This window comes from Pseudomonas sp. TE21394 (assembly GCF_054057835.1).
The window spans coordinates 414112-438367 of the sequence record NZ_JBSRZR010000001.1 but is presented as its reverse complement, the minus strand read 5'-3'; the positions used below and the strand labels follow the sequence as shown (position 1 = coordinate 438367).

Annotated in this window: 15 protein-coding genes; 8 read left to right on the top strand and 7 right to left on the bottom strand. The window is 55.0% G+C overall.

The window, feature by feature from the left end:
- The first annotated feature begins 87 nt into the window (after nt 1–87).
- The 8 genes from ACVWZT_RS02020 to ACVWZT_RS01985 all read left to right on the top strand — a co-directional run bounded on the left by ACVWZT_RS02020 (nt 88) and on the right by ACVWZT_RS01985 (nt 9930).
- Complete coding sequence (locus tag ACVWZT_RS02020) at nt 88–1050, top strand: UDP-glucose 4-epimerase family protein (RefSeq protein ID WP_414707277.1); 963 nt, start codon at nt 88–90, stop codon at nt 1048–1050.
- Entirely contained in the window at nt 1047–2072 is a 1026-nt protein-coding gene (locus ACVWZT_RS02015) for an MraY family glycosyltransferase (protein ID WP_296235427.1), read from the top strand. Before ACVWZT_RS02020 ends, ACVWZT_RS02015 begins: the two co-directional genes overlap by 4 nt.
- A 49-nt stretch (nt 2073–2121) precedes the next feature.
- Nucleotides 2122–4122: a polysaccharide biosynthesis protein gene (locus ACVWZT_RS02010; protein ID WP_457467926.1), complete on the top strand. Its 2001-nt coding sequence runs from the start codon at nt 2122–2124 to the stop codon at nt 4120–4122.
- 97 nt (nt 4123–4219) lie between these two features.
- Complete coding sequence (rfbC, locus tag ACVWZT_RS02005; RefSeq protein WP_296235425.1) at nt 4220–4762, top strand: dTDP-4-dehydrorhamnose 3,5-epimerase; 543 nt, start codon at nt 4220–4222, stop codon at nt 4760–4762.
- A 124-nt stretch (nt 4763–4886) separates the two neighbouring features.
- A complete protein-coding gene (rfbB, locus tag ACVWZT_RS02000) occupies nt 4887–5957 on the top strand; it encodes a dTDP-glucose 4,6-dehydratase (RefSeq protein ID WP_457467924.1) in 1071 nt (356 codons plus the stop codon).
- On the top strand, nt 5954–6850 hold the full coding sequence (rfbD, locus tag ACVWZT_RS01995) for a dTDP-4-dehydrorhamnose reductase (protein WP_296235423.1): 897 nt from the start codon (nt 5954–5956) through the stop codon (nt 6848–6850). Before rfbB ends, rfbD begins: the two co-directional genes overlap by 4 nt.
- Nucleotides 6851–6855: 5 nt before the next feature.
- Nucleotides 6856–7737 carry a glucose-1-phosphate thymidylyltransferase RfbA gene (gene rfbA / locus ACVWZT_RS01990; protein ID WP_457472001.1) on the top strand — a complete coding sequence of 294 codons (882 nt, stop codon included), beginning with the start codon at nt 6856–6858 and terminating at the stop codon, nt 7735–7737.
- A 237-nt stretch (nt 7738–7974) separates the two neighbouring features.
- On the top strand, nt 7975–9930 hold the full coding sequence (locus ACVWZT_RS01985; RefSeq protein WP_457467922.1) for an acyltransferase family protein: 1956 nt from the start codon (nt 7975–7977) through the stop codon (nt 9928–9930).
- A 94-nt stretch (nt 9931–10024) separates the two neighbouring features.
- Here ACVWZT_RS01985 and ACVWZT_RS01980 read toward each other — a convergent pair whose 3' ends face one another.
- From ACVWZT_RS01980 to ACVWZT_RS01950, 7 genes are all read right to left on the bottom strand, one after another.
- Nucleotides 10025–11110, bottom strand: coding sequence for a DUF6270 domain-containing protein (locus ACVWZT_RS01980; protein ID WP_457467920.1), 1086 nt, complete (start codon nt 11108–11110; stop codon nt 10025–10027).
- Between the two features lie 552 nt (nt 11111–11662).
- On the bottom strand, nt 11663–12895 hold the full coding sequence (locus tag ACVWZT_RS01975) for a glycosyltransferase family 4 protein (protein ID WP_296235453.1): 1233 nt from the start codon (nt 12893–12895) through the stop codon (nt 11663–11665).
- Nucleotides 12896–12897: 2 nt separating this feature from the next.
- The gene (locus ACVWZT_RS01970; protein ID WP_457467918.1) at nt 12898–14139 is read right to left on the bottom strand and encodes a glycosyltransferase family 4 protein; all 1242 of its coding nucleotides are present in this window, start codon (nt 14137–14139) and stop codon (nt 12898–12900) included.
- On the bottom strand, nt 14127–15890 hold the full coding sequence (locus tag ACVWZT_RS01965) for a hypothetical protein (protein WP_457467917.1): 1764 nt from the start codon (nt 15888–15890) through the stop codon (nt 14127–14129). Before ACVWZT_RS01965 ends, ACVWZT_RS01970 begins: the two co-directional genes overlap by 13 nt.
- A gap of 48 nt (nt 15891–15938) precedes the next feature.
- Nucleotides 15939–16322, bottom strand: a complete 384-nt coding sequence (locus ACVWZT_RS01960) for a hypothetical protein (RefSeq protein ID WP_296235418.1) — start codon at nt 16320–16322, stop codon at nt 15939–15941.
- A 16-nt stretch (nt 16323–16338) separates the two neighbouring features.
- Nucleotides 16339–18522 (bottom strand): heparinase II/III domain-containing protein, encoded by a 2184-nt coding sequence (locus ACVWZT_RS01955; protein ID WP_457467915.1) that lies wholly within the window; start codon nt 18520–18522, stop codon nt 16339–16341.
- Nucleotides 18523–18693: 171 nt separating this feature from the next.
- The gene (locus ACVWZT_RS01950; RefSeq protein ID WP_457467913.1) at nt 18694–24255 is read right to left on the bottom strand and encodes a glycosyltransferase family protein; all 5562 of its coding nucleotides are present in this window, start codon (nt 24253–24255) and stop codon (nt 18694–18696) included.
- Nucleotide 24256: the final 1 nt, after the last annotated feature.

The following is a 24256-nucleotide window of genomic DNA, read 5'->3' as shown; positions in this document are numbered from 1 at the left end:
TTTCTGAGAGTTGCCGACGTGTCTTCCGTTGGCATGCGATCTGTCCGATAGTAGACATCAATAAACCCAATAAGCGATCAGGTGAGAATGAAAGTAATTTTGACGGGTGCGTCCGGCTTCGTCGGAGGGGCGGTTCTGAAAGCGCTCAGTCGCAACGCAAACGTTGAAACGGTCCTACCGTTGCGTTCACCTTTGCTGGAGATGCCTGCCGGCGTTGCCAGTTACCCGATTGGCGACCTTGCCGATGACCAGAGCGCCGAGTTACAGGTTCACCGCCCCGATGTTGTGGTGCACTGCGCATCGCGCGTGCACGTCATGAGCGATACCGCCAGCGACCCGCTGGCAGAGTTTCGCCGCATCAATGTTGACGGTACCCTGGCCTTCGCCCGGGCCGCCAGCGCGGCCGGCGCCCGCCGGTTCGTGTTTGTCAGTTCAATCAAGGTCAATGGCGAACAGACCCGCCCTGGCGCTGCCTACCGTGCCGACGACACCCCGCACCCGGTCGATCCCTATGGCATTTCCAAGCATGAAGCGGAACAAGGTTTGCTGGCGCTCGGCGCGCAAACAGGGATGGAAATTGTCATCATTCGTCCAGTGTTGGTATACGGGCCGGGGGTGAAAGCCAATTTTCTCAGCATGATGCGCTGGTTGGACCGTGGTGTGCCATTGCCCTTCGGTGCCATACATAATCGTCGGAGCCTGGTGGCGCTGGACAATCTGGTAGACCTGGTTCTGAGGTGCATTGATCACCCGGGCGCAGCCAACCAGGTGTTTCTGGTCAGTGATGGAGAGGACCTGTCCACGACCGAACTGCTTACTCGCATGGCAAGGGCGCTCGGCAAACCGGCCCGCCTGCTACCGGTGCCAGCCTGGTTGCTAAGCAGTGGCGCCAAGGCGCTCGGCAAAGGGGCGCTTTCCCAGCGATTGTGCGGCTCGCTACAGGTCGATATCGGTAAAACCCGCGAACTGCTTGGCTGGCAGCCTCCGGTTCGGGTGGATGCGGCGCTTCTGGCTGCAGCAAGGCATTTTCAGGAAAACAACCACCAATGACGCTTTTCTTGGCTTTACCCGCAGTACTGCTGCTGTCCTTGTTGATGACTGCCGGCCTGCGTCGATACGCGCTGGCGCGCAGTATCATCGACGTGCCTAACGGGCGTAGCTCGCACACAGTGCCTACGCCTCGCGGTGGCGGGGTTGCAATCGTATTGACATTCCTGCTGGCCATCGCCGGTCTCATGCTAGACGGCGCGGGGGATAGCCGCACCTTGGTGGCACTGGGCGGCAGCGGTGCGCTGATTGCCGTTATCGGCTTCATGGACGACCACGGCCATATTCCGGCCCGCTGGCGTCTGCTCGGGCATTTCATTGCCGCCGCCTGGATGCTGGCTTGGATGGGAGGATTGCCGCCATTGGCCCTGTTCGGCTTGCAAGTGGACCTGGGCTGGCTGGGGGGCGTACTGGCTGCGGTGTACCTGGTGTGGCTGCTCAACCTTTACAACTTCATGGATGGGATTGACGGCATCGCCAGTATCGAAGCCATCACTGTGTGCCTGGGTGGCGCCTGGCTATACTGGATGGCGGGTCTTGGCAGCCATGCAGTGCTGCCATTGCTGCTGGCCGCCGCAGTTGCCGGGTTTCTGTTCTGGAATTTTCCCCCGGCAAAGATCTTCATGGGCGACGCTGGCAGCGGCTTCCTCGGCATCGTTCTGGGCGGTCTTTCGCTGCAAGCCGCCTGGGTGGCACCTGAGATGCTCTGGTGCTGGTTGATCCTGCTCGGCGTGTTCATTGTCGACGCTACCTACACCCTGGTTCGTCGTTTGTTGCGGGGCGACAAGGTGTACGAGGCTCACCGCAGCCACGCCTACCAGTTCGCTTCGCGTGAGGTTGGCAGGCACTTGCCAGTCACATTGGCTGTTGCGGTATTGAACCTGTGCTGGTTGCTGCCGATAGCCTTTTGCGTTGCACGGCTCGGCCTGGATGGTGCCGCAGGTGTAGTGCTGGCCTATATCCCGTTGTTGCTGCTGGCCGTGCGTTTCCGCGCAGGTCAAATCGAAGATAGACACCAAAGGTAAAGTGAGCGACTTGATGTCAGGGAATTTCTGGAAACGTTTCAGAGGAGCGATGGACACCGTGCGCGCTAAACTGCTTGCTCTACCACGTAGACACAAACGCTTGCTGCAGGTATTGACCGACGTTGTCCTGATCTGGGTTGCCCTGTGGATGGCATTCGTGGTTCGGCTTGGTATTGATGACCTGGCCAACCCAATCCTGGATCATAGCTGGCTGTTCCTCACAGCGCCGGTCGTAGGCATTCCTCTGTTCATCAGGTTTGGTCTGTACCGTGCGGTGTTGCGCTATTTCGGCACCGACGCGCTGATTGCAATCACCAAGGCCGTAACCCTGTCCGCACTGATCCTCGGTTTTATCATCTATTGGGCAAGCAACCACCAGAACGTGGTGCCACGTTCCATTACCTTCAACTACTGGTGGTTGAGCCTGATCATGGTGGGCGGCCTGCGCCTGGCCATGCGCCAGTACTTCCTCGGTGACTGGTTTGCCGCCGCCGTACAACACGTCCCCTTTACCGGCAACAACCGTGATGGCTTGCCCCGGGTGGCCGTGTATGGCGCCGGTGGTGCCGGCAACCAGCTGGTAGCGGCGCTGCGTGCGGATAGGGCGTTGCGCCCGGTGGCGTTCATCGACGACGATCCCAGCATTACCGACCGGGTAATTGCCGGCTTGCAGGTATATCGCCCCGATCAGTTGCAGGAGATGATCGATGCCACCGGCGCGCAGGAAATTTTGCTGGCCATTCCATCTTCCACCCGCACTCGCCGACGGGAGATTCTCAACTTCCTTGAAGGCTTCCCGTTGCATGTGCGCAGTATTCCCAGTTTCATGGAACTGGCCAGCGGCAAGGTGAAGGTCGATGATATTCAGGAGGTGGACATCGCCGACCTGCTGGGCCGCGATGCCGTGCCAGCGCAAGCTGACCTGCTGGCGCGCTGCATCGTTGAGCAGACGGTGCTGGTAACCGGAGCCGGAGGCTCGATCGGGTCGGAGCTGTGCCGGCAGATTCTGGGCCAGACGCCGAAAACCCTGCTGCTGTTCGACCACAGCGAGTTCAACCTGTACAGCATCCTGTCGGAACTGGAACAGCGCATTGCCCGCGAGTCGCTGTCGGTGTGCCTGGTACCGATCCTCGGCTCGGTCCGTAACCAGGCGCAGTTGCTCGACATCATGCGTACCTGGCGGGTTGACACCGTCTACCATGCCGCCGCCTACAAGCACGTGCCGATGGTAGAGCACAATATTGCCGAAGGCCTGATGAACAACGTCATCGGCACCCTGTACACTGCCCAGGCTGCATTGCAGGCAGGCGTTGCCAACTTCGTGCTGATTTCAACCGACAAGGCCGTACGCCCGACCAATGTGATGGGCAGCACCAAACGCCTGGCGGAAATGACCCTGCAAGCCCTGAGCCGCGAAGTGGCGCCGGTACTATTCGGCGACAGCGGCAATGTCTCGCAGGTGAACAAGACTCGCTTCACCATGGTCCGCTTCGGCAATGTACTGGGCTCGTCGGGTTCGGTAATTCCGCTGTTCCACAAGCAGATCAAGGCCGGTGGCCCGCTGACCGTCACCCATCCGAAGATCACCCGCTATTTCATGACCATTCCCGAGGCAGCACAGCTGGTTATCCAGGCGGGTTCCATGGGCAAGGGTGGTGATGTGTTCGTGCTCGACATGGGCGAACCAGTGAAAATCGTGGAGCTGGCCGAGAAGATGATTCACCTGTCCGGTTTCAGCGTGCGTTCCGAGCGTAACCCGATGGGTGATATCGCCATCGAATTTACCGGGTTGCGGCCAGGCGAGAAGCTTTATGAGGAACTGCTGATAGGCGATAACGTGATTGCTACCCGCCACCCGATGATCATGAGCGCCAACGAAGACTTCCTGCCCTGGGACACACTCAAGGACACGCTGCGCCAGTTGTTGGCGGCAGTGGAAGCAGACGATTTCATGCGGGTACGCCAGTTGCTGCGTGAAACCGTCAGCGGCTATGCACCGGAAGGCGAGATTGTGGACTGGATTTACCAGCAACGACGTCTCGAGCCCTGACCCGCCGAAGTGCAACGCCAGGGTCACCAGTTGTCCCCGGCGTTGCGCGGCGCCTTCGGGGGGCAGCCGGCATGTAACTATTTTTCAAGGCAGTTAAATGAAAGCAACCCCCCTCGCAATACCCGAAGTCCTGCTGCTTGAGCCAAACGTATTCACCGATGACCGCGGGTTCTTCTTCGAAAGCTTCAACCACACAGTTTTCGAGCGCCTGGTACAGCGCCCCGTCAATTTCGTCCAGGATAACCACTCCAGCTCGCGCCGACATGTACTGCGCGGCTTGCATTACCAAGTGCATCAACCACAGGGCAAACTGGTAAGGGTAGTCGCCGGTGATGTGTTCGATGTCGCGGTAGACTTGCGCCGTTCTTCGCCTACGTTCGGCCAGTGGGTCGGGGCCCGTCTTTCAGCGCACAACAAGCAGCAGATGTGGATTCCGGAAGGTTTCGCCCACGGTTTTGTCGTGTTGTCCGATCATGCGGAATTCCTGTACAAGACCACAGATTACTATGCCCCCAAGTTCGAGCGTTGCCTGGCTTGGAATGACCCCAATGTCGGTATTCAGTGGCCTGTCGAGCGGCCTTTGCTGTCAGGCAAGGACCAGGTTGGCACAGCGCTGCGGGATCTGGATTGCTTCGATTGAGCAAACAGTCCATGCAGGGGTAGGGAAGTAGCACGACGATATCATCTTCCTGCTCGGCTGCAGCGCCGAGCGGCTAGAATCCAGAAGATGCAACAGCAGACCATGACAGCGGAAGCAGACGAACATGACCATTCTGGTAACCGGCGGCGCAGGCTTTATCGGCGCGAACTTCGTGCTGGACTGGCTGGCCGGCAGTGATGAGGCTGTGGTCAACCTCGACAAACTTACCTACGCAGGCAACCTGCAGACCCTTGCGAGCCTGCAAGGCGACCAGCGGCACATCTTCGTACACGGTGACATCGGCGACTCCGCGCTGGTAGCCCGTCTGCTGCAGGAGCACCAGCCGCGGGCCATCGTCAACTTTGCTGCCGAGTCGCACGTCGACCGCTCGATCCACGGCCCCGAAGACTTCATCGAAACCAACATCGTCGGTACCTTCCGCCTGCTGGAAGCGGTACGCGCCTACTGGGGCGGCCTGGATGACCAGGCACGCCAGTCATTCCGCTTCCTGCACGTGTCCACCGACGAAGTCTACGGTTCGCTGGCTGCCGACGAACCCGCCTTCACCGAAACCCACCAGTACCAGCCCAATAGCCCATACTCGGCGAGCAAGGCGGCTAGCGACCACTTGGTGCGTTCGTACCACCACACCTATGGCCTGCCGGTGCTTACCACCAACTGCTCGAACAACTACGGCCCGTACCACTTCCCGGAAAAGCTCATCCCGCTGATGATCGTCAACGCCCTGGCCGGCAAGCCGCTGCCGGTGTACGGTGACGGCCAGCAAATTCGCGACTGGCTGTACGTCAAGGACCACTGCAGCGCCATCCGCCGCGTACTGGAAGCCGGTAAAACCGGCGAGGTGTACAACGTGGGCGGCTGGAATGAAAAGCCCAACCTGGAAATCGTCAACCGCGTGTGTGCCCTGCTGGACGAACTGCGCCCGCGCCCGGATGGCAAACCCTACGCCGAACAGATCACCTACGTGACCGATCGCCCCGGGCACGACCGCCGCTACGCCATCGATGCCCGCAAGCTCGAGCGTGAACTGGACTGGAAACCTGCCGAAACCTTCGAAACCGGCATCCGCAAGACCGTGGCCTGGTACCTCGACAACCAGGAGTGGGTGCAGAACGTGCAGTCTGGCAGCTACCGAGACTGGGTCGAGAAGAACTATGCAGAGCGCTCGGCATGAAGATTCTGCTATTGGGCAAGGACGGCCAGGTCGGCTGGGAGCTGCAACGCAGCCTGGCCCCGCTGGGCCATTTGCTGGCGCTGAACTCCCGCAGCCAGGCGCACTGCGGCGACCTGGCCAACCTGCCGGGCCTGGCCGAAACTGTACGCGCCTACTCGCCTGATGTAATCGTCAACGCTGCCGCCTATACCGCCGTGGACAAGGCGGAAAGCGAGCGCGAGCAAGCCTTCAAGGTAAACGCCGAAGCTGTCGGTGTACTGGCCCGCGCCGCAGCCGACTGCGGTGCTTTGCTGGTGCATTATTCCACCGATTATGTGTTCCCGGGGCAGGGGAACCGGCCTTGGCATGAAGAAGACCTTGTCGGCCCTGTGAATGTCTATGGCGAAAGTAAACTGGCCGGCGAGCAGGCCGTTCAGGCTGCCGGCTGCCAGTACCTGATCTTCCGCACCTGCTGGGTGTATGCCGCGCGTGGCAACAACTTCGCCAGGACCATGCTGCGCCTGGCTGCGGAGCGTGACAGCCTGGGGGTGATTGACGATCAGCATGGCGCCCCGACCGGCGCCGAGCTGATCGCCGACATCACCGCCCACGCTATCACTGCCACCCAGGCCGATCCGGCCCTGGCCGGTCTTTACCACCTGGCGGCTGGCGGCGAAACCACCTGGTGTGGCTATGCCCGCTACGTACTGGAACATGCAGCTGCCCAGGGCGTGCCCCTGAAAGCCCATGCAGAACAGGTCAACCCGTTGACCACCGCTGCTTATCCGACCCCGGCCAAGCGGCCGGCCAATTCGCGTCTGGACACCCACAAACTTCAGAGAGCGTTTGCCCTGACCCTGCCAGACTGGCGCCTGGGGGTGGCTCGCATGCTTACGGAAATACATGAGAAATGAACACTATCAAGCGTAAAGGCATCATTCTGGCGGGTGGGTCAGGTACCCGTTTGCATCCGGCGACGCTGGCAATTTCCAAGCAGCTGCTGCCGGTGTACGACAAACCGATGATCTACTATCCGCTGACCACGCTGATGCTGGCGGGTATCCACGACATTCTGATCATCTCCACCCCGCAGGATACCCCGCGCTTCGAGCAATTGTTGGGCGACGGCCACTGCTGGGGTATCAATATTACCTATGCTGTACAACCGTCCCCCGACGGCTTGGCCCAGGCTTTTTTGATTGGCGAGCACTTCATTGGCAGTGCACCCACCGCGCTGGTGCTAGGGGACAATATCTATTACGGCCACGACTTCCAGCAGTTGCTGTGCAGCGCCATGAGCCGGCAGGGCAGTGCAAGTGTCTTTGCCTACCACGTGCAAGACCCCGAACGTTACGGTGTGGTCGAGTTTGACGCGCTGGGCAAGGCCATCAGCCTGGAAGAAAAGCCAGCCAAACCCAAGTCCAACTACGCCGTCACCGGTTTGTACTTTTACGACAACGATGTGATCGAGATTGCCAAGGGAATCCGGCCGTCTGCGCGGGGCGAGCTGGAGATCACCGACGTGAACCGCGCCTATCTGGAACAGAACCGGTTGTCGGTGGAGATCATGGGGCGCGGGTATGCCTGGTTGGATACCGGGACGCATGATTCATTATTGGAGGCCAGCGGGTACATCGCTACCATCGAGCGGCGGCAGGGGTTGAAGGTGGCTTGTCCGGAAGAGGTGGCGTTTAGGCAGGGGTGGATTGGGGCGGAGCAGTTGCTGAAGCTGGCTGAGCCGTTGGCCAAGAATGGCTATGGGCAGTATTTGAAGAGGTTGGTGCAGGACCGCGTTTATTGAAGGGCGTCTTGAACTACCCCAGGGCGACCAATCGATAAGGCGGTAAATCACCGCCTTTGCTCCCGCAGCAGAGCCAATGAGCATGTCTGATTCACCCATGCCGCCTCGATACGCCAACGCATGATCAGCCACCATTTTTGAGAACAGAGCCGCTTTTCTAAAAAAGAAAGGTAGTAAACGCTGCCAAATCTGTATATTTGCAGGTTCACCGTAAGACCTATGAAAGGGAATTCCCAGATGCAAGTCGCAAAAATGTCTTACCGCCCAGATATAGACGGTTTAAGGGCTCTGGCGGTATTGGCGGTTGTAATTTTTCACTTTGACAAACGGTGGTTGCCAGGTGGTTTTGTCGGCGTAGATATATTTTTTGTAATTTCAGGGTATTTGATTACGGGTATTATTCTTAAAGAGGTTCGTAGAGGCGAGTTTTCTTTTTCGAATTTCTATCTGAGGCGGATGAAAAGAATCTTCCCTGCTGCGTTCTTTCTTATTTTTATTACCACGCTGTTCGGGTTGGTCTTCATGGTGCCGATGGATGCCAAGGATTTGGCTTCATCGGCAATCGCTTCAACCGTTTCGCTTGCAAATATATATTTCTGGAAGTATTTGGATATAAGCTATTTTGCAGCCTCTTCAGATATGGTGCCGCTTCTGCATATGTGGTCACTGGGTGTAGAAGAGCAGTTCTATCTGATTTGGCCTGCATTGCTGATGATGCTGTATAGGTTAGGGGGGCGGAAAGGGGTGGTCCTGACTGCTCTGCTATTAGCCTCGGTGTCGGTTCTATATGCTGAAAGCAAGCTGGTTTCCGATCCTAAGTTTGCTTATTATATGCTTCCTTCGCGTGCGGGCGAATTGCTGATAGGTGCGCTTGCATTGTTCGCAAGCGAGGCATGGAAAGGCCGCGTTAATAAAAAGATTTCCCAGGTTTTGGCCGTCATTGGCATGCTTGCAGTCTGCTTGTCAATGGTTTTTCTAACGGAGGCAGGTGGTTTCCCTGGCGTCAATTCGCTGCTGCCGGTAATAGGCGTCGCCTGTGTGATTTTTGCCGGGGCGGTGGGTAACAACATAGTCAGTGCGTTGTTGTCTACGCGTCTTCTTGTGTTTGTCGGGCTTGTATCATTTTCATTATATTTGTGGCATTGGCCAATTTTGGCGTTTTATCGTTATGCCTATGGTCAACCGGCAGGCGCTGGCTATTTGATCTGTGTCGTGTTGCTGGTAACTATGACGTTGATCTCCTATTACCTGGTTGAAGTGCCATTCCGGCGCCCTGCGCAAAGGCCGCTAAATCTCAAAGGCTTTGCGGTAGCGCTGGTTGCTGTACTGACCGTTTCCGTTAGTTATTACGCTATCAGTACCAAAGGCCTTGTAAAAGAGCTTTCGCCGGAGGGTTATCATGCCAAGGTGACTGAGCACTTCAATCAGACCAAAGCGGCTTACCGCTATGAGTACAACTGTCAAACCTCTCGCTACGATGCCAGTTTGATTGAGGAAGAGCGATGCATTATTGGCCCAGGCGGGAAAAAGCCAAGTGTGCTGATTTTTGGTGACTCGAATTCAGCCCAGTACGTTGGCTACTGGAAAGTCATTGCTGAGGACCGTGGTATCGCCATGCGCAATATCTCCCACAATTCTTGTGTGCCCTTTGCAGGTAGCACGAGTCTTCCTTATGTAAAGGCGGCTAGCCGGGCCTCGTGTCAGAAGTTCAATTCGCAAGTCAGGGAACGTTTTGATGATTACGATACCATCATTGTGAGTGCGGATTGGCAAGGTTACAGGTACAGAACAAAAAACTATGTGGAAGACATTAGTGGCCTGATCAGGGAACTATCAGCTACCGGGAAGAACATCATCATTGGCCTGAAGGTCCCGATCTTCAAGTCCTATGATAGGTCGTGTGACCTCAAAGCTATGAAGATTCCAGGGGTCGATTGCCTGACACGGGGTCAGTACGCCGATACGGGTGAAACCGAGATAAATAACCAGATTATCGAAATTGCCCAAAACTACAACAATGTGAAGACTTTTACGTTGCGAGACTATATATGCAATAACGGTACGTGTTCTGTTTATTTACTAGGGAAACCAATCTATTTTGACCTTGGCCACTTGAGCATGGCAGGCTCAGAGCAGATTGGGCGCCTATCCATTGCCGATAAAAATGTGCCTGGATTGCTTTCTAAAAAATAGAAACTGAAAAGGCGGCTGGCCAGCCGCCTTTGTCGTCCGGGAGGAGTTAGCACTTAAAGTTTAGCAAACGCCTCGTTTACAGTATCGCCAGGGGTCATTGAAATTCGCCGATCTGTTCCACCGTGCATTTTGCGGATATCTGATCTTCGGCTGCATCTTTGTAGAAAGCCATAATTTCCAATGTGTCGTACTTCCCAGGAATCCGAAAACGGGCGTCCGGCGAGGCTTCGTACCAGCGTACATCACTACGCGCGCCATCAATGACAAGGTAAAAAGCAAAATTCCCGTTTTCCTGGAGCTGTCCGTCGATTACTAACGAGCAATGTGCAAAGACTTCTTCGTCGGCTTGGAATGCGGCTACGGTCAGCTTTGCATCGCCGGAGATCAGTGGCAGATGTGGCCGGGGAACGAAAGAGGATTCGGCAACTGCCTCGTGCAGATTCGCAAATTTGCTTCTGATTTGGGTGAGCGCTTCTATGTAGTAGCCTTCGCAGTAATGAAAAGGCGAAACGCCCCATTTGTGTTGTTCATCAGCAGTTAGAAGTGAAGGCGAAAAACTGATGAATTGCTGCTCCGCCAATTCATGCGCCAATGCATTATACATCCAGTTCAGTTCGGCATTGGCTTTTTCAACGACCGTGGGGGCTACCGGAAAGGGGGTGTCGGTTTCCTTCTCAAACCGCGATGACCAGAAAACTTTATTGACAATGACACGGTCAAGCTTGTTCCGGTCCTTTAAAAAGGAAAATAACTTTTGCATTCCTTGGAGCCAAAGTTTGCGGCGCTCCGGGGACCCGTGAGAAATTATTTTGTAACCCGTTATGGAGGGATCTTCGAGGAGGCCGCTCTCGGTGAGTTCATTCGAAAGCGTTATCAACTGGCCAGAAGGTAAAGCTATTAAATCAAATCTTTCATCGATAAGATCAATTAAAATTATATCCGAGTCGTTGAATTGGTTGGCCTCGGAAAACATTGCTTTGGAAAAATCGTAGGCGACCATGCGGCGCCGAAAGGCAGAAGGAATACGTTGTAATGCGTCTTCGTTGGCATAAGCCTCGCTGCAAAGCGAAGCCATGGAAGATCTGGCGTAGTATTCCAGCAGATTGAAGTCGCTGTTTTCTTCGAGGTTGAATATATCCCGGGAAACGCAGCTGCCGTAAATAATTAAATTCTTAGTCACTGTCTTGTTTTAGCCTTCTGGAGTGATGCAGCTTGGGCATGCATCAAACGACGCTACTACGAAGCTGATAAGGCTGTGAGGCGTAACCGAACGGGCAATCTTGGCGCAGGGCTTACGCGTTCGATACTCATTGGGCTGCATAGTAGTGGCGGTCATATTAGGATCCAATTTTCACCCTTCGGGATCTGGTAAAGCATTATCCCGAGCAGGAACAGGGAATGCAACGACCCTGCGGCGCCTGCGAGGCACTCAAAATTCATGGTACGTCACAATAATAAAATCGGGTGCGACCAGGCCCTCAGGTCGGTCTGGTGAACTCTCGATCGCGTGATACCGGCACAGCCGTCAGGATGAGACCCACGAGAGGGCTAAGAGTTCACTTCGGCCCTGGTTGAAAGTGCTGGTGCGGGTGCTTATCCTGAGCTTTCACGAGCGCTGCAGCGGTGAAGGTAGGGCGGGGGTAAGCTGGAGAGCACAAATAATGATATCAAGCCAATAAAATTGGTGGCGACTCAGCACGAACTGTTCGTATTCATCAAAATAACTGATCCGCTACAATTGGCTTTTGGTCACTTGGCAGGTGGGTCGAGCTGCGTATTTGGACGATAGTTGCAGTATGTCCTTGGCCATCTCCTTCTTGATATTGTGGCGGGAGAACTGCTCGACAAATTCAGATCGTGAGATCTGCTGCATTTCCAAACGCTGGAATGCTTCAATGGCATCCTCAACATCGCAAGGTCCAAAGATTGCAGCGTTTTTAATTCGCTTTTGTGCAAAGCGAGCCGCGTAACCGGAAAGGCCACCCCAGATCGGTTTATGCGTGGCGGCGTATTCAAATAATTTCGAGGGGAGAACGCGGCGAAAAGCTTTCAGGTTATTCAGGTGCAAAAAAAGGACGTCTGCTTGATGATAAACACGAAGCAGTTCATCTCGCTTCATCGGTGGCGAAATGGATACATTATCAACCTGGGCCTGCTTCAAGGCATTTTTCAGGTGTTCTAATGTGCTGCCGTCCCCGATCAGATGAAAGTCCACCTGGTCGGCAAGCCTTTTTGCAAGTTCGGGAAGTATCTGGTGAAGCCCTTGTCCGGTTCCGATGTTGCCGGCATACACTACTTTGATTCGACGAGGTGGAGTCTTGGGCTCCGGCGCCTGCAAGGCCGAGAGTTGGTTGATGAATAAATCATCGACGCCGTTAGTGTAAAGCGTAAAGTCTCGCCCGGGGTAACGGGTATTAAAGTAAGGCAAAAAACCTGGTGAAATCAAATTTACCCGGGTTGCACTATTGATCGTCCAGCGTTCGAGTGGCGAAAAAATTGAAGCTGCGAAACGGCCCCAGCGGGAAGGCAGAAAATCGCGTAGGGTATCCACGAATATGTCACGAATATCCAAGTATAGCGCACACGCATTTCGCCGGGCGATAAGGGCACCAAGCGATGCAGTCATTAAGCGCGACGATGTGGCGAAGACCAGATCGTAGTGCTGATTTCGCGTAATCTTCAACGCGTTGTTCGCAAAACTGACGAAGGCTTTGGCCTGGTCTTTGATCCCGCTTCGATGTGTCGGAATATCGATCCGTCTTATACTCAGCAGCGGTGAACGTTCGAGGCTCACTGCATTGGCTACAAAAGAATGGTATCGGTTAGGACGTGTCGTGATCACGTCTATGTCCACCTGCTCACCCAATTCGGCCCGTAGGGCGCTGACCAGCGCTTCTGCACGAAATGAGCCGGCCGAAAGGTCTGGCGGATAATAGAAACTCAGCAGAAGAATCTTCGTAGTCATCATCAGGCCTGTTTTTCTGGTGTGGCTACTGGGAGTATTTGCTGGTATAGATTTACCAGACGAGCCTCCTGCTCTTCCCAATTCAAGGTGTTTGCGGTGCGTTGCGCGTTGTCGGCAAAGCGTTTGCGCAGGTCAGGGTTTGTGACCAGCTGGTTTAGCGCCTGCGCTAGCGCAGCATGATTGTTTGCGGGGACGAGAATGCCAACGTTATTGTTGCGCACGATGCGACGTATTTCAGGGAAGTCAGTCGCTACAACAGGCAAACCAGCGATCAGGTACTCGAACAGCTTGTTGGAATCAGTCGTGTAGTGATTAAGGCAAGTGTTTTCGATTGGCTGGACGCCAATATCGGCGGAGGCCGTATATTCTGGAAGTTCTGACAAGGCTACTGTCGGAATGAAATGCACCCGTTCCTGCAGGCCGAGTTCTCCGCAGCGTTGGATCAGGCTTTGAGTCAGCCTACCGCCGCCGATTAGCACAAAGTAGGCATTCGGCACCGCTGTCGCTGTTTCGATGAGCTTTTCAAGCCCACGGCCTTGCTGCAGACCACCTTGATAAATAATTATTGGCCATGGCGCTTTCAGTCCCAGCTCGTTGCGAATGCGGTTGGATCCGCGGCAATGAGTAAGTCTGGGACGGTTCTGTAGAACCGTAGGTCGCGCTACGCCATAGGCGCGGGCGAAGTACTTCGCCCGGGCGTCGGTGGTAGTTATGCTTCCATCTACCTTCGGCATCAGCTGCTTTTCGACGAAGCCCACCACGCGACGAAAACTTTGATAGCCTTCGCGGCTGGTACTGATTTCATGGGCGTCATAAATCAGACGAGCCCGGCTTAAACGCGCTGCCAACCAGGCTGTTGGAAGCGTGTTCACGTCGTGGGCGTGCACCAGGTGAGGGCGATACCGGACCATATGCCAAAGAAGGGCGGCGTGCGTCCAGGCTCGGGCGACAAGTCGTAGCACTTGATGTCTGAGCGACAGTTTTCCTACGGGGTTCTGAATCTTGCTTGCTTGAGCGGGCTGCTGGGAAACATTTTTACCCTTACGCCAGCGCCATAATGGGCTACGCGCAACACGAAAGACGCTGATGCCATCTTTTAATCGTTCTTGTTGACGGGTAACGCCCGGCGTGTGCAAAGCAAAGACATTAATCTCATAGCCAGCGTGCCGAAGGGTTTGGGCTTCTTTCAGCACACGAGCATCATTAAGAAATTCATTCCAGACGATCATGGCTATACGTTGCATGCGGCCCCCTCTGGCACGGCTTGGTTGAGTGCACTTACCAAATGTGAAATTTGCGGAAGTAGTTCCGCCGCCGATAAGTAATTTTGCTTAACCAGCCATTGATCGAGCTGGAAGCACAATGCCGAAAGGTGCAAATGCTGTCCGGTAACGTCCTGCATGTCTGCACGTTGCTCCTTCAAATCAAACAGTAGTTCTGGTAGCAACGGTTCCAGCTTCCTGGATACTTGCAAACTGGCGCCGACGGGTTCTAGGCTCCAATTGCCCCAATAACTGGCAGTCAGGACGCCGGTATCGGAAATGAATATCTGGTCCTTGCCTATCTGGGCGTTGCAAACATGGAGCGGAAGTGTGCGGAGCAGAACGCGAATGCTTTCTACGTCTCGCATAAATGCCTCGAATGCGGCTTGGTGCTTGCTGATGTCGAGTGCCTCGCCGAGATTGGCGAGGGCCGCATCGCTGAGGCGATCCCATAGCAGGGGCCTGGAGCGGGTATATTTTTGTACCAGTGCTGCAGAAGGCGTACTTCTCATTAGCAGCTTGGTCAGTTCAAGGTGGTGTATGCCGAACTCCACCGCAGGTATTTTGTTGAGATGCTCTGGGCGGAAGACATGACAATGGAAGCCATCAAGGATAGTTGCGTGGATGAAAGGAACGGTACGCAGGTTGCGGACATTGGGCTCGGAAAGCAAAGTGGCTTCGTTGATAGCCAAAGTACTTCGGTTGGTGTTGAATATCTTGATAAGGTGTGTGTCCACACTTCCAAGGCGGCACGTGGAGATGACCTCGAGAGCGAAAACGTCATGCACGCCGCTTTGATGCCAGTTCACATGGTGTTCAGTATATGATTTCTGTGTGGCTTGATTGAGTAGAGCGGGTACCCACTCGTCAATCTGGCTTCGGGTGAAAATGTTCCAGAACTTTGTGGCTTTAGATTTGGATTCGATGGTCAGTTTATGACCATTAAAAAACAAGGCTGAGATCTGCAATTTCTGTTCTTTGAGCAACATCACGTCCTGGATGAGCAACGTGGCACGCTGCATGATCTGACGGGTTAGCAATACGCCGATGATGGCGGGCAGCAGACTGGGAGGCGTATCGGAGAGCAGGTCATAAGCGAGATACGAAAATGCTGCCAGGAAACCAAAGGACCCCATTGAGTTGATAAGATCGTGGGTGCCCTCGGTCATGGGTGCTGGATGGCCCTTTTTTATTGCGGTTATCGCTTTGGCTGCAACGCCCATGCATAGCCAGAACGCGATGACTGCAACCGTAAGCTCTAGATAGATGAACCCGAGAGCCGCGATGGTCAGTGCGAGAAATACGACAGCGGCCAAGCTACGTGTCAGACGGAGGTATGCCTTACGTGCGACATCGTCCTGTCCATCAAATACAATGAGTTTGCTGCTATTGCTGACAAGCTTTTCGCTGCCGAGAGTCGTTAATTTTTTAGTAATCGATTCAGAGGCAAGGTAGAGCAGGTAGAATGCAATGGCGGCAACGCAGAGTACAATGAATAATTCCTTTTGTTCAAATTCCTTGAGGTAGTCAGGAAAGTACGAAGGAATGGAGGGCGAGCCGATAAGAATAATGGCTTTCAACGGCAGGTAGGAAGCCGCCAATAAGCTGATCTGCGCCGCTAAAGTGCAGGTGATGATCGTTAAAGTCAGCCCCGGAATGTTGCGAGTTATTTTGGAAGCAACGGAATAGATCCAGCGGCCTGAATTGAGGGGTGCGCTTTTTGCTTCGCTCATGGTAACTGGCCTTGTTTCATATGCATCTGAACATACCGGGGCATTACATTAGTTTACGGCCCAGGAAATTACTGCCTGGGTGGATGCCTTATTCGGGTTGGATTGCTTGAAGTTAGCAACAATCATGGCGGCGTTTGGCTTTCTGAAATAAGCCTGAAGACTTGAGTCGTCTTGTTTTTTAATGGTTGCCTTGTAACCGCTTTTTTCCAGTGTTTGACTGAAATCCTGGTAAACGGTCTTCAGGTCGGCAGTGGTTTCGAAGTAATGGAACTGACGATCTTTATCATCCTTGGTTGCCATGTAGCTTTTCGTGCTTTTGACATTGCTGAAGGAAATCTTGTTGCCTTCCTTGAGGTTGATGTCTGCCGTGTCAGGTGCATTACAAGCAGTCAGGAAAAGGGCCAAAATCGAGTACAGAGCAATCTTCTTCATAACTATTTCCGAAGCTTTAGTTTTGGTGAGCAGTAATGGTGAATTGCGCTTTGATAGCATTCTTCATTTCAAATGCAACCATCGTCGTATCCATCTGTTGCATGAAACCAATGCCGCTTACGCCTTTGACAAGTTCATCATCATTCCAGCCAGTGACAATCTTGCAGGGGCAGTTCGAGACGATGGTCATTCGGTAGTTTGAGGCCGGATGACGAAGCTCAATGCCGTCTTGTGTCTTTGTCACTTGTGTGCCGTCACCACAATGGAAAAGGCTGAACATAAGCTTGTCCTTGACCGCTGTATGGATCTCGTCGCTGATATCGAGCTGCAAGCGGTCCAGGTGACCTGTGATACTGCGTTTGACGACGGTATCGGCAAAGGCGTCATGCGAGCCATGCAAGGCAAAGCTGCTGCCAATGACTTCCCCCATAAGTTGAGCGTGCCCAGGTTCAATACTATAGGGTACATCGCCGATAACCGGGTTGTTGTGCGAATAGGGACCCCTCAGGAAACTCTGTACTGGCTTGAGATACTCGTGCGAGTAGAAGCTTGGGTCGATGAGCCACTCGATACCATCCATGAACAATGTGAAAGACAGATTGTCCTGGTGCTTGTGCGTTTTACACAGCGAGGTCGCAAACAGGGTCAGCATGTAAGCGGTCTGTGCGTGGTTGCCCTTGATGATCGCGTATCCTGCGGTTGGCAGTATCGTTGCGGAGGGTGTTGGGTAATTGCTGCTGTTACGGACCGTTTCCAGGTCCGGATTAGCCCGGCGGAACGTGTCGCCCTGTGCCGGGGAGCGATTGTCCGGATAGCGCAAGAAGTCAGAGAACTTGAGTAGCTCTTCAGCGACCGTTGGAATGGTTGTGGTATGGGCGCTCTGCTGAGCCAGTTCGCCAGCGAAGGCGATTAACCGCTGCACGCCCTGGTGGTAACCGATGGAATTTTCTACAAACACCGCATAACCGTTATCGCGAACGATCAAGGTGTCCAGCTGATCGGTCAGGCGTGACAAGGCTAGTGACTGCCAGCGTTCGGAGCATGGGAAGTCGGGCATGGCCAGGCTGGTCGCCAGCAGCGCCATGTCTTGGAACCAGGCGTGATTGTGGTAGCGAGATGCCTGGTGAGAGGCGTAGAACATCTCCGAAGCCAGCAACTGGGCATGCTTGAAGATGGCTGCGCGCAGGCGCACCATGAAGCGGTTGTCGAACTGGTGCAGGGCACCAACATCCCAGATCATCAAGAATGCCAGCAATCGCTCGGCGGTGCCGTGGTCATACCAGGCAAACTTCCGGTCCTCATCAGCGTTGAAATAGCTCCGTTCCAGCCAGTTGCTGACGAATTCACGCGCCGGGAACAGCGGCGCGATGCTGCCTTCCTGCCGTGCGTGCAGCATCAGGATGATTGCTGGATGCAGCGAATGCCACGAAAAACGATAGGTGCCAACCGAATCAAGGTCGTCCGGCAGAGTCAGCTGCCAGCCCCAGTCCAGACCAATGTTTCCGTAGAGTGGGCAAACGCCTTTTTGCAGGTAATCATTGGCCTGAGTCGGTACGTCCTTGAAGCATTTCTCCATGTAGGCATACAGGGAATCGCGAAGTGCTTCGGGCAGTGGCTCTTTGGCGAACCCTTCGGTCAGCCAGGCAGGGGGCTTGTCGTTTTCGTACCAGCAGGTGAGGCGCTCGATTTCCACTGTCGAGCCTTCATGTCGCGGCTGACCTTTGAAATAGAGCTTTATTTCCTCGAAATCGCAGGCGGTTGGGACATCCCAGTCATTTTGGATGCCGAATGCCAAATCGTTGTGCCCGATAGTGAAATCGACCCACTCGCGTCGAGCGGCATTCACGATCTTCACATGGCGGTAGCTGCCTTTGAAGGTGTAGCCCACGCCGACGTAGTTAAGCTTTTCCCAATCGGAGATGCGGAACCGCAGGTGTAGACCATTTCCATGGAAGCTCCGTGGCAGCTTGAAACGAAGCTGGTAAACGCTCGCGTTGCCATTGAAAGTGAACACCGGATTGCCATCCAGCATGGCGGCGCGCGCATTGCCACTGAAGCCTTGAAGGTTAAAAGGCTCGTCGATTTCGCTGCCGTGATTGCAGAACGATCTGTAGTCGAGAATGTCCCGGTCGGAAAGGAAGTCCAACGCCGGCTTGTCCAGCGCGGGTATGGGTGTAGCCTCGATTTCATCTTCCTTCAAGAAGTGGTCGCGGATTATCTTAAGCATGTCTTTGTAGTGTTTTCTGAAAGTAAAAAAAGGGCACTGCCCCCAGTGGCGCTACAAGGCGCTGACAGCTGCTCGAGGGCAGGTGCGGCAGTGTTGCTGCCGCGCGGCCGAGGGTACCTGCAGTTGGCTAGGCACCCGGATCACTTATCGAATCAGCTCAAGTTCACGGGTGATGATTGAATGCTTGGCAGTTTGTTTTTCAACACGCATACGAGCCGCAGCGGACAGTCTGCGGAACAGTTCCGGTGATTCGATCACCCGGGCGATACCGTCTGCCATCGCCTGGGCATCTTCACCGGGTGCAAGAACCCCACATTCGTCATCGACGAATTCAGGGATAGCCGTAACAGCGTTGGTCACGGCGACCAGACCGGAGGCCATCGCTTCATCCCGTGAAACCCCCTGGGCATCCATACGGGTCGGGCAGAGGAACAGGCCGTACTGTTTGTGCAGTGCTGCAATTTCCTGATGCTTGAGGAAGCCGCGCTCGATGGTCACGTTGCTGAATTTGCGCAGTGGGGCGAGGGTATCCTCGAACAAGTTGCCATCACCAATCATGCGGAACTCAAGGTCCTTGAAGTAGGGTTTTCCGGCAAGCAACTCAATCGCTTTGACGCTCAGGTCGTTCGCGTACTTGGCCGACGCATAGGGGCGAATGGACAGCAGTTTCATACGCTGCGCATCTGGCTTGGCCTGGTACGAGAAGAGTTCCGTATCAATCGGGTTATGAATGATTTCGTAGCGATCCTCAGGAATGCGGAAGCCCACATCCTCCATGACCTCTTCAGCGAAGTAGCGAGATACGAAGACGAGCTTCAGGTTGGCTGGCATATTGGTCAGCGTCTCACGCCAGAACGCCATACGTTTTTCGCTCTCGACTTTCGCCAAGGCCAACTGAAGTTCGTCCGAATAGTTGTACTCGCGACGCCACCACGGCTGAATCTCAGCGCCGTGTACCCACACCACTATCTTGACAAGGTGGGTGAAGCGCTTGAGCACTGCCCACATATCGGGATCCAGGAAGTGCACCAGTACGCTCTTGTATTGGCCACTTTCCAGCATCTTGACGAGTGTGGTCTGGCATCCGGTTACCACGTCCACGTTCTGGAACTCGTGATAGCTGACGGCTTCATTCTTGCGCAGGCGGAAAATGTCAACGTTCAGGTTCTGTTCCTGATACGCCATTACTCGGCTGTGCACAAAGCCATTGCGATACAGGTCTTTATAGGCCGGGTAATGATTGGTGACTACCAAGTGTTGCGAACGGCCAAGCATCTCTGAAGGTTGCAAGTTGCGGTGGCCAAGCACCAAAGCCTTGATTTCGGTATTGCCGGAGGCATAGGCGCGCAGGCCGAAACGCACGAAGGCGGCCTCGGGCGGCACTTCGGAAGTCTGATTACGGTTGGCATGCTGCATCACGTGGCTGATTCGCTGCTTTTCGGCATCGAGGAACAGCACCACCAATTGCAGGTTCAGGCCAGGCGAGCAGTCGAGGTACAGCTTGAGCTTTCGGTCCTGGATATTCAGCTCGTCCAGGCTGATTTCGTTCAGTGCATATACATATTCATGTTTGCCATCTGCCAGCTTGGAATTTACACGCCAGCTATCCACATCGACACTCAGGTCGAGGAATTTGTTGTGCTTGGCGCCGAAGATGTCGGCCAAGGCCCGGCCACTAATTTCCGGCGAGTCATGGTTGACTTTCAACGGCGCAATGGCTTGGGCGCGAGCCTGCAATTGATCGATGGTCATGCCCAGGTCCAGTGGCAGGTCATCGACCTTGACACTGATCTTTTCGTGTTTCGCCGCACCATTCTCGCAATAGTTGAATGGGTCGATAGCCAAGCCTTGCTCATGCGCATACGTCAGCGATGGCAGGCTCTTCAACCAGGTGAGTAATGGCTGACCGGCAACGATTTCGGTCGCCACCAACGCGCGTCGTGCACTCAGGGACGGAACCGGATGGTATGCCAGTTCAGCCGACAGCAGCTCAGCATTCGGCCCCTTGCAGGTGAAATGAGCGGCTTTACCAATCACCTGTGCATTGCTGTAGCGTGTCGCCAGCGCCAGGTCCATCAAATAGTTGGGGCCGTAATAATCGCCCGGTACAAACGCGGCAATCCACGGCGTACTACCGACCAGCTCGCCAAGGCTGGATTTTTTCAGTTGGGCCGGTTTGAGCACAAGAATGCGAGGGTCATCACTGACAATGCTGCTTTGATAGGCATCGGTGATGATGACCATGCGGACCTGGCTGTAGGCCTGGCGGTCAAGGTGGGCGCGCAGCATGTCGAACTGCTGACGATCTTGCGCTTCGCAGACGACGACGATCTCCGGCAGGCGCTGGGCCTTGGCGGTGCCTGTCACCATGCTGAGCACATAATCCAGGCGCTGGGTGTAGGTGTGCTCTTGCATCACTTTGCGCAGGGCGGCGAGCTTGAGCTTGTCACTGTTGAGCGGGTCTTCTGCCAGTAATTGCAGGCGGCGCAACATCTCTTCGCCATTGTCAGTAGTGACAACAAGGTCGCCGAACAGCAAGCGTACACCGCGCGAGAAGTTGCTGACAGTAATAGTGTTGCAACCCAGCAGTTCGAACACCCGACGCGCGAACATCGACTGCGACTGCTTGATCGAGTTCAGGTTGATTGCGTAGCGGTAGCCTTTGTATGCCGTGTCGATTCTTTCGAAGGGCAGGGTGCCTACGATATACGGCTGGTATTCCTCAGGAAACTGGTAGTTGATGTCGTTCTTACCGAAGTTTCGGTCGAAAATTTCCAGCGGACGGAACTTCGGCAACTCGCAAACGAAGTTGCCCAGGTCACGGGTGCGCTCCGGGTAACGAGCATAGTAGGCGCCAGCGAAACAGAAGGCGTCTTTGCGCTTGTACAGTTCGATCGGGTTATGCAGCGCGGGCTGGCAGGCAAAAGGCAGCAGGTAGACACGCTCGTGACCGAGAGCGCCTTTATAGCGATGAATGCAGTCGATATCGGTGGTGAACACATGGTCGAACTGCTTGGCGGTGGTCAGGAAGGTCTCGAAATGAACGGGATCCTCCTTGTTCCAGAACACGGTGGGCACCTTGTTCTGACGGCACCAGGTGAGGATGTCCTGCAGTTCCTGGCTGTTATGGCCAACCTTGCTGCCCCACAGATCATCCTTGCCACGCCAGGCTGATTCGATGAACAGCAGTTCCGGGCGGAAAGCTTCAAGTTCTGCTTTCCAGTTGTTCGGGGTGAGCTGCATCAGGTCGCATTCGTAGCGATAGGAGCCGAAGGTGAATTCGTCCATCACGCAGGCCATTTTCAGGCGGCTTACCGGCTGATCGGCCTGGCGTAACAGCGCAGAGCGGCTTTGTGCGCTGGTCTCCAAGGCTTCTGGCAGTTTCAGGTAATTCTCATCCTGGACGACTGGCGCTGGCGGCAGCAGGGCCTTCAGCGGTTCGCTGGCAATACGTTTCTGTTCACTCTGCTGGCGTTGCTGGTTGGCTTTGCGGTAGAGACGTAACAAGCGCACTGGCAGTTTTACCAGGCCGCTCAATGAAGTGGCGCTGTTCTTTATTTGGTAGCCGAGCTGGTAAGTCATGCTGGCCCGTGTCTTGACCAGCCGCTGTTCAGCCAGATGGCGTTGCGTGTTGGCACGCTCCAGATTTGCGTTGAGCTCGTCGATCTTGCGCTGTTGTGCCGCGCTGCGCTCCAGCAACTGATTGAGGTTGGCCTTCAGTTGCGGAATCTGTTCACTGCTCAGGGCACGGTACTTCATATTTGCGGCGCCCAAGCCTGCTTTTGACGAGTTCAGCTCGCTTTCCAGCTGCATCCGCAGGACCTGCCATTGTTCATTGGTAGCCGCCAGGCTCGCTTCCGCGGCCTGGCGACTGGCAGTTTCGAGTGCCAGCTGTTCGACCAACTCATCTTTTGCCTGATTCAGCAAGGCAATGGTTTCTGCCTGTTCTGCCTGGGCTTGTTGTGCTTGGGTGCTTGCCTGCATCAGTACATGCAATTGCTCCTCCAGGCCATTGCGCACCTCCACCAAGGTATTGATGGTGTTGGCTTGGGCGGCATGCTCACGCTCGCTGCGTGCCTGTGTTTCGCTCATAGCCTGCAACTGGCCCTCCAGCTCGGCTTGACGTGCTTTCAACAGGGCAATGGTTTCGGCCTGTGCGGCGTCGGCCCGTTGGGTTTGGGCCTGCAATTCATTCATATACTCCAACTCGCTTTCAAGTTCGGCTTCCAATTCCGCTTGGCGCATGCGCAGCGTAGTGATGCACTCATCTTTCTCGGCAATCTCCTGATTGCTCGCGTTTCGCAGCTGGCTCATTGCCTGCTCTGCCTCGGCCTGCGTTGCGGCTGACATTTGCCGCTGGCTTTCGAGGGCAGCTTTCAGCGCTGCCTGTTGAGCACGAAGGGCGGTGATGGTATCTATGTGGCCAGCATTGGTTTGCTCGGCCTGAGTCCGCAGCTCAGTGGTCGCTTGCAACTGATTTTCCAGCCTGGCTTGCAAGGCGGCTTGCTGCGCACGAAGTCTGGTGATGGTTTCTACCTGTCCGTCGTTGATCTGGCGGGCCTGCAGCAGTTGCTCGGAGGATGCTGCTGCCAGTCCTTCAGCCGCAACACGCTGCTGGTTTGCGCAAGACAGTTGTTCTTCAAGGTTGCGGAGGGACTGCTGCAGAGTCTCCAGTTCCTGATTCCGCTGTCCCAGCAGGTCGTTGGTTACGGCGTTTTGCTGTTCCAATTGAGCACACTGCTGGGCAGTAGCGAGGGCCTTTTCATTCGCCTCGCTCAACTCGGCCCTGAGCGAATTGAGTACTTCATTGAGCTCTTGAATACTGCGCGCACTGGACTGTTGCAGTGCCGCAAGGTCGGCATCGCGGTTTTGTAGCTGTCTGGAAAGCGCTTCAGCCTTCTGGGCTTCGGTCTTGAGCTGGGCAATCTGCTCGTTGGCGGTACGATACTTTTTGTTCGTATCTTCCAGTTGCTTAGCGATCGCACCAAGATTTCCACGCAAAGCGCGCTCGATGGATTCGAAGGCTTTTTCAAGCTCACGCACGCGTTCAATAGCCAGCGAGTCGATAACGCCTGGCTTGTGCGTTTCGCTCTTCACCGCAACGATACCCAGCCATTTGCCAAGCATCTTCACTTCGATGATTTGCAGATGCTCAGCCAGCAGCCGGAACGGTTCCATCAGGTAGAACGTGTGTTTGTGGTCAATGAACTCATTGACCCCGAACGGCACGGTGATCACCAACCGGCCACCCTGCTTGAGCAGCTCATGGGCTTTTTCAACGAACAGTTCCGGGCGTACCAGATGTTCGAGCACTTCACTGATGACGACGGTGTCCGGTTCAACCTCGAGCGTGTCCAGCGCGAGGAAGTCTGAATTGATGTACGTGACGTTCTGCTGGATATGGGCCGGTTCGGCGGACAAGTAGCCCTTGGCTTCTTCGATGGCCTGGGGGCTGGTGTCCACACCGATGACCTGACAGCCTTCCCGTGCCAGCAGCAGGGGCACGATACCCTGCGAGCAACCGACATCCAGGATCCGGCGCCCTTTGACCTGGGCGCAGATCCAGTGGATGCGGGACTGCGTTTCGCGCATGAACTGATCCCCCAGCTTGCCGTAGTAGGCTTCCATCACGCGGTCATGAATGTCGGCCAAAGGTGAAGGCAGCTCAGTGTTCACGGTAGGGGTCTCAAGCGTGGGGTTGTTCATG

Coding starts and splice junctions, on each gene's coding strand:
- ACVWZT_RS02020 (WP_414707277.1), top strand. CDS start 88: ATGAAAGTAATTTTGACGGGTGCGTCCGGCTTCGTCGGAGGGGCGGTT.
- ACVWZT_RS02015 (WP_296235427.1), top strand. CDS start 1,047: ATGACGCTTTTCTTGGCTTTACCCGCAGTACTGCTGCTGTCCTTGTTG.
- ACVWZT_RS02010 (WP_457467926.1), top strand. CDS start 2,122: ATGGACACCGTGCGCGCTAAACTGCTTGCTCTACCACGTAGACACAAA.
- rfbC (WP_296235425.1), top strand. CDS start 4,220: ATGAAAGCAACCCCCCTCGCAATACCCGAAGTCCTGCTGCTTGAGCCA.
- rfbB (WP_457467924.1), top strand. CDS start 4,887: ATGACCATTCTGGTAACCGGCGGCGCAGGCTTTATCGGCGCGAACTTC.
- rfbD (WP_296235423.1), top strand. CDS start 5,954: ATGAAGATTCTGCTATTGGGCAAGGACGGCCAGGTCGGCTGGGAGCTG.
- ACVWZT_RS01985 (WP_457467922.1), top strand. CDS start 7,975: ATGCAAGTCGCAAAAATGTCTTACCGCCCAGATATAGACGGTTTAAGG.
- ACVWZT_RS01975 (WP_296235453.1), bottom strand. CDS start 12,895: ATGACTACGAAGATTCTTCTGCTGAGTTTCTATTATCCGCCAGACCTT.
- ACVWZT_RS01970 (WP_457467918.1), bottom strand. CDS start 14,139: ATGCAACGTATAGCCATGATCGTCTGGAATGAATTTCTTAATGATGCT.
- ACVWZT_RS01965 (WP_457467917.1), bottom strand. CDS start 15,890: ATGAGCGAAGCAAAAAGCGCACCCCTCAATTCAGGCCGCTGGATCTAT.
- ACVWZT_RS01960 (WP_296235418.1), bottom strand. CDS start 16,322: ATGAAGAAGATTGCTCTGTACTCGATTTTGGCCCTTTTCCTGACTGCT.
- ACVWZT_RS01950 (WP_457467913.1), bottom strand. CDS start 24,255: ATGAACAACCCCACGCTTGAGACCCCTACCGTGAACACTGAGCTGCCT.